At 70.4% G+C, this 12,658-nt stretch carries 12 protein-coding genes and 1 riboswitch; of the genes, 9 read left to right on the forward strand and 3 right to left on the reverse strand.

The features are described 5' to 3' along the window. Window positions 1-179: 179 nt before the first annotated feature. The 5 genes from ACQI46_RS03240 (at window position 180) to ACQI46_RS03260 (ending at window position 6,135) form a co-directional block, all read left to right on the forward strand. Complete coding sequence (locus ACQI46_RS03240; RefSeq protein ID WP_427092481.1) at window positions 180-1,883, forward strand: DEAD/DEAH box helicase; 1,704 nt, start codon at window positions 180-182, stop codon at window positions 1,881-1,883. A 32-nt stretch (window positions 1,884-1,915) separates the two neighbouring features. Beyond that, window positions 1,916-2,128, forward strand: a riboswitch (cobalamin riboswitch). A gap of 32 nt (window positions 2,129-2,160) precedes the next feature. Then, window positions 2,161-3,210 carry an ABC transporter substrate-binding protein gene (locus tag ACQI46_RS03245; protein ID WP_427092482.1) on the forward strand — a complete coding sequence of 350 codons (1,050 nt, stop codon included), beginning with the start codon at window positions 2,161-2,163 and terminating at the stop codon, window positions 3,208-3,210. 8 nt (window positions 3,211-3,218) lie between these two features. Then, the gene (locus ACQI46_RS03250) at window positions 3,219-4,289 is read left to right on the forward strand and encodes a FecCD family ABC transporter permease (RefSeq protein ID WP_427092483.1); all 1,071 of its coding nucleotides are present in this window, start codon (window positions 3,219-3,221) and stop codon (window positions 4,287-4,289) included. Next, window positions 4,286-5,341, forward strand: a complete 1,056-nt coding sequence (locus ACQI46_RS03255; RefSeq protein ID WP_427092484.1) for a FecCD family ABC transporter permease — start codon at window positions 4,286-4,288, stop codon at window positions 5,339-5,341. Before ACQI46_RS03250 ends, ACQI46_RS03255 begins: the two co-directional genes overlap by 4 nt. After that, entirely contained in the window at window positions 5,338-6,135 is a 798-nt protein-coding gene (locus ACQI46_RS03260) for an ABC transporter ATP-binding protein (protein WP_427092485.1), read from the forward strand. The genes ACQI46_RS03255 and ACQI46_RS03260 overlap by 4 nt, the downstream gene beginning before the upstream one ends. Before the next feature lies 1 nt (window position 6,136). On the opposite strand, the gene ACQI46_RS03265 is transcribed toward ACQI46_RS03260, so the two are convergent. From ACQI46_RS03265 to ACQI46_RS03275, 3 genes are read right to left on the reverse strand one after another with little or no spacing between them, the layout of a single operon-like run. Next, window positions 6,137-6,952 (reverse strand): HAD-IIA family hydrolase, encoded by an 816-nt coding sequence (locus tag ACQI46_RS03265; RefSeq protein WP_427092486.1) that lies wholly within the window; start codon window positions 6,950-6,952, stop codon window positions 6,137-6,139. A 44-nt stretch (window positions 6,953-6,996) separates the two neighbouring features. Continuing rightward, window positions 6,997-8,439, reverse strand: a complete 1,443-nt coding sequence (locus ACQI46_RS03270) for a PH domain-containing protein (protein ID WP_427092487.1) — start codon at window positions 8,437-8,439, stop codon at window positions 6,997-6,999. Next, window positions 8,436-8,927, reverse strand: a complete 492-nt coding sequence (locus ACQI46_RS03275; protein ID WP_427092488.1) for a PH domain-containing protein — start codon at window positions 8,925-8,927, stop codon at window positions 8,436-8,438. Before ACQI46_RS03275 ends, ACQI46_RS03270 begins: the two co-directional genes overlap by 4 nt. A gap of 39 nt (window positions 8,928-8,966) precedes the next feature. Between ACQI46_RS03275 and ACQI46_RS03280 the strand changes: the two genes are divergently transcribed. From ACQI46_RS03280 to ACQI46_RS03295, 4 genes are read left to right on the forward strand one after another with little or no spacing between them, the layout of a single operon-like run. Continuing rightward, on the forward strand, window positions 8,967-9,884 hold the full coding sequence (locus ACQI46_RS03280) for an SDR family NAD(P)-dependent oxidoreductase (RefSeq protein ID WP_427092489.1): 918 nt from the start codon (window positions 8,967-8,969) through the stop codon (window positions 9,882-9,884). Next, window positions 9,884-11,068 (forward strand): molybdopterin molybdotransferase MoeA, encoded by a 1,185-nt coding sequence (gene moeA, locus ACQI46_RS03285; protein WP_427092490.1) that lies wholly within the window; start codon window positions 9,884-9,886, stop codon window positions 11,066-11,068. Before ACQI46_RS03280 ends, moeA begins: the two co-directional genes overlap by 1 nt. A 30-nt stretch (window positions 11,069-11,098) precedes the next feature. Beyond that, complete coding sequence (locus ACQI46_RS03290) at window positions 11,099-11,797, forward strand: phosphatidylserine decarboxylase (RefSeq protein ID WP_427092491.1); 699 nt, start codon at window positions 11,099-11,101, stop codon at window positions 11,795-11,797. Further along, entirely contained in the window at window positions 11,794-12,657 is an 864-nt protein-coding gene (locus ACQI46_RS03295; protein ID WP_427092492.1) for a CDP-alcohol phosphatidyltransferase family protein, read from the forward strand. The genes ACQI46_RS03290 and ACQI46_RS03295 overlap by 4 nt, the downstream gene beginning before the upstream one ends. Window position 12,658 lies beyond the last annotated feature (1 nt).

Below are 12,658 nucleotides of genomic sequence, written 5' to 3' on the forward strand. Positions count from 1 at the left end.
GGTCATCGGCGGGATCGGCCCAGCTCGGCGAGCTGATCGATGCAGGAACAGCGACCGCTACATCCGCAGACACGCCCGCGGACACGCCGAGCGAAATGCGCCGGCGGAACTGGTTGGCCTAGACTGCATTCCGGTTTCACGCTGTCGTAGACGGCAATCAAGACTGGGAGGAGTCGTGGGTGCGGGCTGACGCAGCGCCCAGCACCCAGGCATTGCGGGGCTGGCAGCGACGGGCACTGGTCAAATACCTGACCGAGAAACCCCGGGACTTCCTCGCCGTGGCCACGCCCGGCGCCGGTAAGACCACGTTCGCGCTGCGCATCGTCTCCGAGCTGCTGGCCGAGGGCACCGTCGAGGCCATCACGATCGTGGTGCCCACCGAGCATCTGAAGATCCAGTGGGCCCAGGCCGCCGCGCGGCACGGCATCGCCCTGGACCCGAAGTTCTCCAACTCGAACTCCCAGACATCGTCGGAGTACCACGGCGTCGTCGTCACCTACGCCCAGGTGGCCACCCACCCGTCGCGGCACCGGGTGCGCACCGAGAACCGCAAGACGCTGGTGGTCTTCGACGAGATCCACCACGGCGGCGACGCGAAGAGCTGGGGCGATGCCATCCGCGAGGCGTTCGACGACGCCACCCGGCGCCTGGCGCTGACCGGTACGCCGTTCCGCAGCGACGACAGCGCGATCCCGTTCGTCACCTACGAGACCGGCCCGGACGGCTTCGCCCGCTCCAAGTCCGACTACACCTACGGGTACAGCGACGCGCTGGCCGACGGGGTGGTCCGGCCGGTGATGTTCATGGCCTATTCGGGCGAGGCCCGCTGGCGCGACAGCGCAGGCGAGGAACACGCCGCGCGCCTCGGGGAACCGCTGACCGCCGAGCAGACCGCACGGGCCTGGAAGACCGCGCTGGACCCCAAGGGCGAATGGATGCCCGCGGTGATCGCGGCGGCCGACAAGCGACTGCAGGGACTGCGGCAGCACGTGCCCGACGCCGGCGGCATGATCATCGCCTCCGACCAGACCACCGCCCGCGCCTACGCCGAGTTGCTGGTGAAGATCACCGGCGAGACGCCGACGGTGGTGCTCTCCGATGACAAGGGCGCCTCGGACCGCATCTCGGCGTACTCGGCGGGCACGTCGCGGTGGCTGGTCGCGGTGCGCATGGTGTCCGAAGGTGTCGACGTGCCGCGCCTGGCTGTCGGCGTGTACGCCACCAGCGCGTCGACGCCGCTGTTCTTCGCGCAGGCGATCGGCCGGTTCGTCCGTTCCCGCCGCCCCGGGGAAACCGCCAGCATCTTCCTGCCGTCGGTGCCCAACCTGTTGCTGTTGGCCAGCGAGATGGAGGCGCAGCGCAACCACGTGCTGGGCAAGCCGCACCGCGAGACGCTCGAGGACCCCCTCGACGCGGAACTGCGCGAGCAGAAGCGTGACGAACCCGGCGAGGAAGAGAACAAGATCGAGTACCTCGGCGCCGACGCCGAACTCGACCAGGTCATCTTCGACGGCTCGTCGTTCGGCACCGCCACCCCGGCCGGCAGCGACGAGGAGGCCGACTATCTCGGCATCCCCGGCCTGCTCGACGCCGAGTCGATGCGAGATCTGTTGCGCCGCAGGCAAGAAGAGCAGCTGACCAAGCGCACCGAAGCCGGTGGCCCGGCCGTGCCGAGGACGACGCACGGTCAGCTGCGGGAGCTGCGCTCCGAGCTCAACACCCTGGTGTCGCTGGCGCATCACCGCACCGGCCGACCGCATGGCTGGATCCACAACGAGCTGCGCCGACGCTGCGGTGGGCCGCCGGTCGCCGCCGCGACGCGTGAGCAGTTGCAGGCCCGCATCGAGGCCGTGCGGGTGCTGCAGCGCGAGCTGACGGCCTAGCCGGCCTCCCCGCGAACCCTGCGACCCTTCCCGACGCGGGTTGCTGCTAACGTCCTCGACAGCCGTGGTGAACGGGAAGCCGGTGTGACACCGGCGCGGCCCTCGCCACTGTGATCGGGATTTGCGACGTTCCTTCCCACCGTTTCAGAAGCGGTGGGGCCACTGAGACCACACCGGTCTTGGGAAGGCGGAACGCTCGCTTCATGCCCGTCAGCCAGGAGACCGGCCACGGCGACGAAGTACCCCATCCACGAGGATCTGGAGAGGCGGGCTGACAGTGGCCTATGCGTTGCCCCGAACCCTGACGGCGGCCGTCGCCGTCGTCGCCATCGCTGCCGGATCGGGATGTTCGTCGCGAGACGCGCAGGAAGGCAGCCCACCTGAGGCCGCGGTGCGAGTCGAGAACTGCGGCATCGAGGTGAGCGTCGACGGACCACCCGAGCGCGTGTACGCGGCATACCAGCCGGCCGTCGAGATCGCCCATGCCCTGGGCATCAGCGACCGCCTGGTCGGCACGGCCTACCTGGACTCGCAGGTGCTGCACGAATACGCCGAGGCGCAGAGCCGGGTCCCCTATGTGCCGCAGTTGCCCAGCCGCGAAGGACTGCTGGCCGCGCGACCCGATTTCGTGCTGTCCGGCTACAACAACTTCTTCGCCGAGGGCGACGGCGACGAAAGCGTCGGGACCAGAGCCAGCCTGTCCGAACTCGGCATCCAGTCGTGGATCCTGAGCCCGTTGTGCCCCAGCGCGGACGGTCAGTCGGACGAGGCCATCGACCCCGCATCCGTCCGGGTCGACACCATCTACCGGGACCTGCGTGACCTGGGGACGATCTTCGGCACCGAGGAAGCTGCCGAGAACGTCATCGCCGACCAGCAGAAGCGGATCTCCGCGGTCGAGGCCGCGGTGGCCGGCGCCGACCGCCCGTCGGTGGCGATCATGCTGGTCGACGACGACGGCGGCTACCGCGTCGCCGGGGGCATCGACTTCGGCACCCAGATCATCGAACACGCCGGCGGGGTCAACGCGTTCGCCGACCTGCAGCAGCGCCGCCACGTGGAGGTCGACATCGAGGAGATCATCCGCCGCGACCCCGACATCATCCTGACCAGCGTGTGCTGCGACGCCTCCTACACCGCGCAGAACGGCGCCGAGGAGGCCGCCGCGCTGGCCCGCAACCCGGCGCTGGCCGGGGTGACGGCGGTGCGCGACAACCAGGTGCATCCGTTCCTGTTCGCCGACCGGGCCGCCGGCGTGCGGGCCGCCCATGCGGTCGAATCGGTCGCGTCGATCCTGCACCCCGACCGGGTCCAGCTGACGTCGTAGGCAACTCCATGTCTGTCGCGCCCCCACGCCCACCGATGGCGCCCGCCGGTGAGGTCGCCGGACGCCGCGACCGCGTGCTGCGTGGCCGCTGGACGCGTCTGCTGGGTCTCGTCGTCGCCGCTGTCGCGCTCGCCGCTGCGGTGCTGGCCTCCATCGTGGTCGGCAACTATGCGATCGGTGTGAACGACGTCCTCGCAGCGTTGTCCGGTCCCGCCGAGACCGATGTGGACCGCATCGTGGTTCATGTGCGCATCCCCCGCACAGTCACCGGAGTGCTGGCCGGGACCGCACTGGGTATCGCGGGCGTCGTCATGCAGGGCATCACCCGAAATCCCCTGGCGGGCCCTGGAATCCTCGGTGTCAACTCCGGTGCCGCATTGGCGGTGGTGCTCGCCATGACCCTGTTCGGTGTCACCACCGCAAGCGGCTACGTGTGGTTCGCGTTCGTCGGCGCGGCGATCGCCGCGGTGTTCGTCTACTCCCTCGGCTCGCTCGGCCTGGGCGGAGCCACGCCGGTGAAACTCGCGCTGGCCGGCGCAGCGTTCACGGCTCTGGTCAGCGCGATCACCACGGCCATCACCCTCCTGGATGCAGCCACGCTCAACGACTTCCGGTTCTGGGTGGTCGGTTCCCTGACCCGCGCCGACACCACCGCCCTGGTTGCGGTGACGCCGTTCATCGCCGCCGGAGCGCTGGCCGCGTTCGCCACCAGCCGCACCCTCAACGCGGTCGCCCTCGGCGACGACGTGGCCCGCAGTCTCGGCACCAGGCTGTGGTCGGCGCGTCTGCTGGCCGCGCTCGCCGTCGTCCTGTTGGCCGGCAGCGCCACCGCCATTGCCGGCCCGATCGGATTCATCGGCTTGGTCGTCCCACACATCGCCCGCCTCATCACCGGACCGGACTACCGATGGGTCATGGCGTGGACGGTGCTCCTGGCGCCGACCCTGCTTCTGGCAGCCGACGTCCTGGGTCGAATCCTGGTGTCGCCACAGACACTTCAGGTCGGCATCATCACCGGACTCGCGGGCGCGCCGTTCTTCCTCTACCTGGTCCGCAACCGGAAGATGTCGGGCCTATGAGCACCGTACCGGCCCGCGACGCGGTGGTGTTGGCCGCCAACCGCGGAGCGCTGGCGGTCCGGCTCAGCCGCCGCGGCCTGCTGATCACCGTGATCGGTTGGCTGGCAGCGCTTTTCGTGGCCGCCGCGTCACTGACGCTCGGAGAGTTCCCCCTCAGCATGCACGAGGTGCTCGACGTCGTCGCCGGCGGAGGCACCCCCATCGACCGCGACGTCGTCCTCGGCGATCGTCTGCCTCGGGCGGTCACCGGGCTCGGCGTGGGCGCGGCGTTCGCGCTCTCAGGGGCGATCCTGCAGCGCATCGCCCGCAACCCCCTGGTGAGCCCGGACGTCATCGGAATCAACTCCGGGGCCGCGCTGGGCGCGCTGCTGGTGATCACCGTCGTCGGGGGCAGCGGAGTGACCCTGGTCCTCAGCGCGATGGCCGGGGCGCTGCTCACCGCGGCCGCGATCCTGGTGATCTCCTACCAGCGCGGCCTGCACGGGTTCCGTCTGGTCCTCGTCGGGATCGGTGTCACCGCGATGCTGACCTCCGGCATCTCCTACCTGCTGACCCGCGCCGACGTACACGAAGCGATGAGCGCCGCGGCCTGGCTGACCGGCAGCCTGGCCAACCGCAACAGCCTCCACGTCGTCGTCATCGGCGGCACGCTCCTGACAGCCGCGCCGGTGCTGGCCGTGCTGGCCCGTCAACTGCGACTGCTCGAACTCGGCGACGACCTCGCGAAATCCCTGGGCAGTCGCCAAAGCCACCGCATCGCACTGGTTTTGGCGGCTGTGGCGCTGGCGGCGATGGCGACGGCCGCCGCAGGACCCATCGCGTTCGTCGCTCTTGTCGCCCCGCAGATCGCCCGGCGTCTCCTCGCCGAACGGCACACCGGGTTGGCACCCGCCGCGGCCATCGGCGCACTGCTGGTTGTCGCCGCCGACCTCGTCGCCCGTTTGGTGTTCGCGCCCGCCAGCATGCCCGTCGGCGTGGTCACCGCCGTCCTGGGGACGCCGGTTCTGTTGTTCCTGCTCGCCCGCGCCAACCGGATCGGAAGTGCCGGATGACCGACGACGCCCCCGTCAGCCTCGCCGCCCATCGCCTCAGCCTCGGCTACGCGGGCCGCCCGATCGTCGAGGAGGCCAGTACTGCGCTGCCCGCCGGAAAGATCACGGCGATCATCGGGCCCAACGGATGCGGAAAGTCGACTCTGCTGCGCGGCCTCGCGCGGCTGCTGCCTCCGCAGCGCGGTGTCGTGCACCTCGACGGCCACGACCTCGCGACCATCCCGAGCCGGCTGCTCGCGACCAAGGTGGGTCTGCTCCCGCAGCAGCCCACCGCACCGGACGGCATCACCGTGGCCGATCTGATCGGCCGCGGCCGCCACCCCCACCAGCGATGGTTCCGGCAGTGGAGCGCCGCCGACGACGAAGCGGTCACCCGCGCAATGCAATCCACCGGGCTGACCGATCTCGCCGAGACGCCCATCGACGAGCTGTCCGGTGGGCAGCGTCAACGCGTGTGGATCGCCCTGGCGCTCGCCCAGGGCCCCGACGTCATGCTGCTCGACGAGCCGACCACCTACCTGGATCTGGCGCATCAACTCGACGTACTGGGGCTGCTCTCCCGGATCAACCGAGTGCACCGGCGCACGATCGTGCTCGTGTTGCACGACCTCAACATGGCCGCGCGCTACGCACACCACCTGATCGCGATGCGCGACGGGCGGCTGGTCGCCCAGGGATCACCGCACGACATCATCACCTCCGACATGGTCGCGGAGGTCTTCGGAGTGCAAGCAACCGTCATCACCGACCCGATCTCCGACACCCCGCTGGTGCTCCCCCACCCGCGTAGCTGAGCTACCGCCCCAACAGCTCGGGCAGGTCGGCGACCGAGTCGATGACGTGGTTCGGCTGCATCGCGAATTCGTCTGCCGCCCAACGGTCCAGAGTGTCCTGACGGAACTTCCCGGTGCGCACGAGCACGCCGGTCATGCCGACCACCTGAGCGGCCAGCACGTCGTTGTTGAGGTCGTCGCCGATCATGAACATCTCGTCGGGGTCCACGCCGAGCCGTCCGGCCGCGGCCAGGAAACCCTCCGGTGCGGGCTTGCCGACGGCAGTGGCCTTGCGCCCCGAGGTCTCCTCCATGCCGATCAGATACATGCCGGTGTCGATGCGCAGCCCGTCGGTGGTGGTCCAGGCGGTGCTGCGGTGCATGGCCACCACCGGAACACCTTGCGCCATCCAGTCGTACACCCACGACAGCGTCAGGTGGCTGAACTCGGGGCCCGCTCCCCCGAGCAACACCACGTCGGGTGCAGGGGGTGCGTGCGGCCCGGTGAACTCACTGGAGTAGACGAGGTCGATGCCGGGCATGTCCTCGGCGATCTGGCCGCTGTTGACCAGGAAGCAGTGCGCGCCGGGGTGACGGCTGCGCACGTACTCGGCGGTGAGCACCGCGGCGGTGATCACCTCGTCGGGCGCGACCGCCATCCCGGCATCGGTCAACAGTTCGGCGATCTGCACGCGCGTGCGGGTGGTGGTGTTGGTCAGGTACGCGCAGGCCACCTGCCGTTCGGCCAACCATTGCAACGTCTCGGCGGCGCCGGGGATGGGTTTCCACGAGGTCACCAGCACACCGTCGATGTCGAAGAGCACTCCGCCGACCGCCATCCTGCGACAGTAAACCGCCGACGTTCGGATGCAAGTCGACCCGGTCAGTCGCGGGTCCAGGTGCTTGCGCCGACCCACGGCGTCACCCCCGACGCGATCTCCCAGGCCAGCTCGGCCGGCACGTCGATGACCTCGTAGTGCTTGACCCCGGCGGCGGTGGCGGCGATCAGGGTGGCCAACCCGGCCCGCCGCTGCGGCCACGTCTGCCGCACCGTCCACGCCACCACACCGGCACCGGCCACGCAGTCCCGGCGCCGGTACAGGCTGCCGGCGCGCGCCGCCAGCCAGCCGTTGCCGACCCGATGCCCGAGGGCTCGGGAACGGTCGGCGGCCAGTCCCGCACTGGCCGCGGTCAGGACGCCGATCGCCACCCACACCCACACGGGCACCGTGCCCACGGCGGCGACCACCGCGGCGGCCAGTGCCGCGACGACGGGCAGCATCATGGCGCGGAACCAGCGCCGTTGCACTGCCGCCGGACCGTGCGACCGCAGTGGAACGTCAACCATGTCGGGCTCGTCGATCAGCTGGCGCAGTACCGCTGAGGCGGTGGCACGCGGGCAGGGCGGCAACAGCTGCGACGCCTCCCCCACCCCGGAGACGCCGGTCATCACGGCATCCAGGCGCGCGCCGCCGAACAGCCGCACCAACAACGGTTCCCGTAGCGTGCCGCCCCGCAACCGGCGCATGTCGAAGGTGTGTTCCCGCACCCGCAGCAACCCGTGCGACAGATGCAGGATGTCGGCGTCGCGGCGCAGCACCAGGTTGCCGTAGGTCAGCAGCGACTGCGTCACCGACAACGCCGCCGACGCCAACAGGAACGCCACGGTCGCGGCGGCTACCACGACCGCCGCCCCGACCGTCTCCACCACGTCGGCACCTGCCTGCGTCCACGGCGAATCTCCCAGGGCGCCAAGCACACCGGTCTGGCTGAGCACACCGGCCGCAGCGGCGATCGTCACCACACCGGCGAACGTCAGCGGGCTGTAACGCAACCAGGACGGCTGCCACCGCGCCAGCACCTGACCCGGCGCGTCGCTCACCGCGGGACCCAGTGACTCGGCCAGCAGGACCGCGCGCAGCCGCGGCACCTCGGCCGCGGTCACTGCGTCGAGCGAAAACGCCGACTCCGCGGTGGCCTGCTGACCGGTGCTGACGGTGACCACGGTCAATCCCAGCAGGCGGTGCAGCAGCCGCGCATCAGTGGACACCGAACGAATCCGGTTGCGCGGCAGGGAAACAACTTTGCGTTGCAGGACCCCTGAGCGCAGCTGCACATCGTCGGACCCGACACGGTACGCGGTGGTGAACCAGCGGGCCACGCCGTAGGCCACGATCGCGGCGACACCGAGCACCGCCCACATCGGGTTGCCGGTGGCCGAGCCCACCACGAACGAACCCACCAGCACGGGAATCTGCCGCAGCACCTCGTGCACCGGATGCACGAGAAGCATGCGCGGGTTCAGCCGCTGCCAGCCGCCGTTCATGTCGCGTCCTCGGCACCCAGCGCCGCGATGTCGGTCAGCCGCGCCACCAACCAGTCGGCCACGTGGCTGTCCAGCGCGACGATCCGCACCGCCCCCGCCGACGACGCCGTCGTCACCGTCACGTTGGACAGCCCGAACAACTGGTCCAGCGGACCGCGGTAGGTGTCGACGGTCTGCACCCGCGAGATCGGCGCGATCCGACGCTCCTGGGTCAGCCAACCCGACCGGGTGTAGACCGCGGTCGCGTCGAGATCCCAGCGATGCACCCGATACCGCCACAGCGGCGCGACCACCACGTTGAGGACCATGCCCAGCACCGTCGCCACGGCCACTGACACGTGCAGCCACACCCACCGGCCGTCCGGGCGCTCCAGCGCGAACCACACCATCTGGCCGGCCACCACCGCCGACCAGGGGATCAGCGCCCCGATCGCCCACACCAGCGGGGCTTTGCGGCTCGGCGGATGCGCGGGTTCGACCAAGTCCATGTGTCGAGAATGCCTGCCCACTATCAGTAAGTTGAACCCATGAGCCCCAAATGGACAGCCGCAGACGTTCCCGACCAGTCCGGCCGGGTGGCCGTCGTCACCGGTGCGAACACCGGTATCGGGTACGAAGCCGCCGCGGTGCTGGCCGCCAGAGGCGCCCACGTCGTGGTCGCGGTGCGCGATCTGACCAAGGGGCAGAACGCGGTCGACCGGATCCGCCGCGACACACCGACCGCCGAGGTCAGCCTGCAGGAGCTCGACCTGTCGTCGCTGGACAGCGTGCGCCGGGCCGCCACCGACCTCAAGGCCGCGCATCCGCGCATCGACCTGCTGATCAACAACGCCGGGGTGATGTACCCGCCCAAGCAGGTCACCCGCGACGGCTTCGAATTGCAGTTCGGGACCAATCATCTGGGCCATTTCGCGCTGACCGGTCTGCTGCTCGACGCGCTGCTGCCCGTCGACGGCTCGCGCATCGTGACCGTCGCCAGCATGGCGCACCGCAACATGGCCGACATCCACTTCGACGATCTGCAGTGGGAGCGCCGCTACAACCGCGTCGCCGCCTACGGGCAGTCCAAGCTGGCCAACCTGATGTTCACCTACGAACTGCAGCGCCGGCTGGCCGCGAACGGCGCGAAAACCATCGCCGTCGCCGCCCATCCCGGTCTGTCCAACACCGAACTGATGCGCCACATCCCGCTGATGAAGCTGCCCGGGGTGCCGAAACTCGCCGACTTGGTCACCAACAGCCCGGCCGTCGGCGCACTGCCGACGCTGCGCGCCGCCACCGATCCCGCGGTCCAGGGCGGGCAGTACTACGGGCCGTCGGGATTCCAGGAGATGGTCGGCTACCCGGTCCTGGTGCAGTCCACCAAGAAGTCCCACGACGTCGCGGTGCAGCAGCGACTGTGGGCGGTGTCCGAAGAACTCACCGGCGTCACCTACGGAATCTGATGCGGTCCGTCGACGAGCACCGGCACGTGGTGGCCGGGCTGATCACCCCGCGTCCGCCGGTCACCGTCGGAGTGCGGGAGGCCCTCGGACTGGTGCTGGCCCAAGACGTCGTCGCCGGGATCGCGCTGCCCGCGTTCGACAACTCCGCGATGGACGGCTACGCGGTCTTCGCCGACGACGTCGCCGCCGCCGACCCGGACCACCCGGTTCGGCTGCCGGTGGCCGAGGACATCCCCGCCGGCCGCACCGACATCCCGACCATCACACCCGGCACTGCGCACCGGATCATGACCGGCGCCCCGCTGCCCACCGGGGCGACCGCAGTGGTGCCGGTGGAGAAAACCGACGCCGGCACCGACGTCGTCACCATCCAGGCTTCAGCCCGCGCCGGCCAGCACATCCGGCGCGCCGGCGAGGACGTCACCCCCGGCACCACCGTGCTGCCGGCCGGTCAGGTGCTCACCCCTGCCGCGCTGGGACTCGTTGCCGCACTGGGATTCTCGGCGGTCGATGTGATCCCGCGGCTACGGGTGCTCGTGGTGTCCACCGGCACCGAACTGGTGGCTGCCGGCACGCCGCTGCAGCCCGGGCAGATCTACGAGTCCAACGGCGTCATGCTCGCCGCCGCCGTCCGCGACGCCGGCGCCGAAGTCGTGGCGGTGCCGATGACCGGCGACGACGTCGAGGTGTTCCGCGACGCGGTGCGATCCGCCGGGCCGGCCGACGTCATCCTGACCACCGGCGGCGTCAGCGCCGGCGCCTACGAAGTGGTCAAGGACGCATGGTCGGGGCAGGTGGAGTTCGTCAAGGTCGCCATGCAGCCCGGGATGCCGCAGGGAGCGGGCGTGGTCGACGGCACCGCCGTCATCACGCTGCCGGGCAACCCGGTCAGCGCGCTGGTGTCCTTCGAGGTGTTCGTGCGCCCGGCGCTGCGCGCCGCGATGGGCCTGGCCGACACCGAACGTCCGCGCCGCACCGCCATCCTGCGCGAAGACCTCACCTCGCCCGCCGGCAAGCGGCAGTACCGCCGCGGCGTGCTCGACGGCGACTCGGTGACCAGCTACGGGCCGCCGGCGTCGCACCATCTGCGGTGGCTGGCGTCGGCGAACTGTCTGCTCGAGCTCGACGAGAACACCACCGAGCTGGCGACCGGTTCGCAGGTCCGGGTCTGGGACCTTCGGTGACGGTGTCCCGTCGGTAGTATCGCCAGCACCATGGCCAGACGCCCCGACCTCACCTCAGGCCCAGCGCGGCTGGTAGCCCTGGTTCGCTCCTCGGTCCCCCCGATGCACCGCGAAGGTCTGCCGTTCGTCGGCGCCGGCCTCGCGGTCGCGCTCGTCGGCCGCCGGACCCCCTGGCTACGCCGCGCCGGGCTGATTGCAGCCGCCGCCAACGCCGCGTTCTTCCGCCATCCGCCCCGGACGCCGCCGACCCGCCCCGGCGTGGTGGTCGCCCCGGCCGACGGGTTGATCTGCGTCGTCGACGAACACAGCCCGCCCGCCGAACTCGGCCTGGATCCCACCCCGGTACCGCGGATCAGCATCTTCCTGTCGATCCTCGACGCGCACGTACAGCGCGCCCCGGTCGGCGGCGAGGTGGTCTCGGTGGTGCACCGGCCCGGCCTGTTCGGCTCGGCCGATCTGGAGGCCGCCAGCACCGACAACGAACGCAACAGCGTGGTGCTGCGCACCCCGGAGGGCGCCATCGTGATCGCCGTGCAGATCGCCGGCCTGGTGGCGCGCCGCATCGTGTGCGACGTGCACGCCGGACACACCCTCGACATGGGCGACACCTACGGGCTGATCCGGTTCGGCTCCCGGCTGGACACGTACCTGCCCGCAGGATCGAAAGTGCTGATCACCAACGGCCAGCGCACCCTGGCCGGCGAGACGGTGCTGGCCGAGCTGCCATGATCAAGCCGCGGAAGCCGCGCTTGCGGACACCGGTGGTCAGCGCCCGCATCCTGCCCAGCGCGATGACCGTGGTCGCGATCTGTCTGGGCCTGTCGGCGGTCAAGTTCGCGCTGGACAACCGGCCCACCGAGGCGATGGCGTTCCTGGCCGCGGCGGCGATCCTCGACGCGCTCGACGGCCGCACCGCACGGGCCCTCAACGCGACGTCCCGGATGGGTGAGGAGATCGACTCGCTGGCCGATGCGGTGAACTTCGGGGTCGCGCCGGCATTCATCGTCTACGGCACACTGCTGTCCACATCGCGGATCGGCTGGATCGTGGTGCTGCTGTACGCGGTGTGCATCGTGCTGCGGCTTGCGCGGTTCAACGCGATGCTCGACGTCGACCAACCCGCGTATGCGTCGAAGTACTTCGTGGGCATGCCCGCTCCGGCCGGGGCGATCGGGGCGATCGGCCCGCTGGCGGCCAAGATGCAATTCGGCGAGGGCTGGTGGACATCCGAGCCGGCCGTGGTGCTCTGGATGATCGGCGTCTCGCTGCTGGTCGTCTCCACCCTGCCGATGCGCAAGATCCACACATTCTCGGTGCCGCCGAACATGGTCGCGCCCCTACTGGCGCTGGTGGCCATCGCTGTGGCCGCCGCCATCCTGTACGGCTACCTGGTGATCCTGGTGATCATCGTCGCCTACGTCATCCACATCCCGTTCGCGCTCCGCACCAGTCGCTTCCTGGCCGCGCACCCCGAGGTGTGGGGCGACAAGCCGCGTCAGCAGCGGGCGGCCCGACGCGCGATCCGCCGCGCACAGCCGCATCGGCGCTCGATGGCGCGGCTCGGGTTGCGCAGGCCCCCGAGGCAGTGAC

Origin of the sequence: Mycobacterium sp. SMC-4 (genome assembly GCF_050205565.1) — a bacterium.
Taxonomy (GTDB): Bacteria; Actinomycetota; Actinomycetes; order Mycobacteriales; family Mycobacteriaceae; genus Mycobacterium.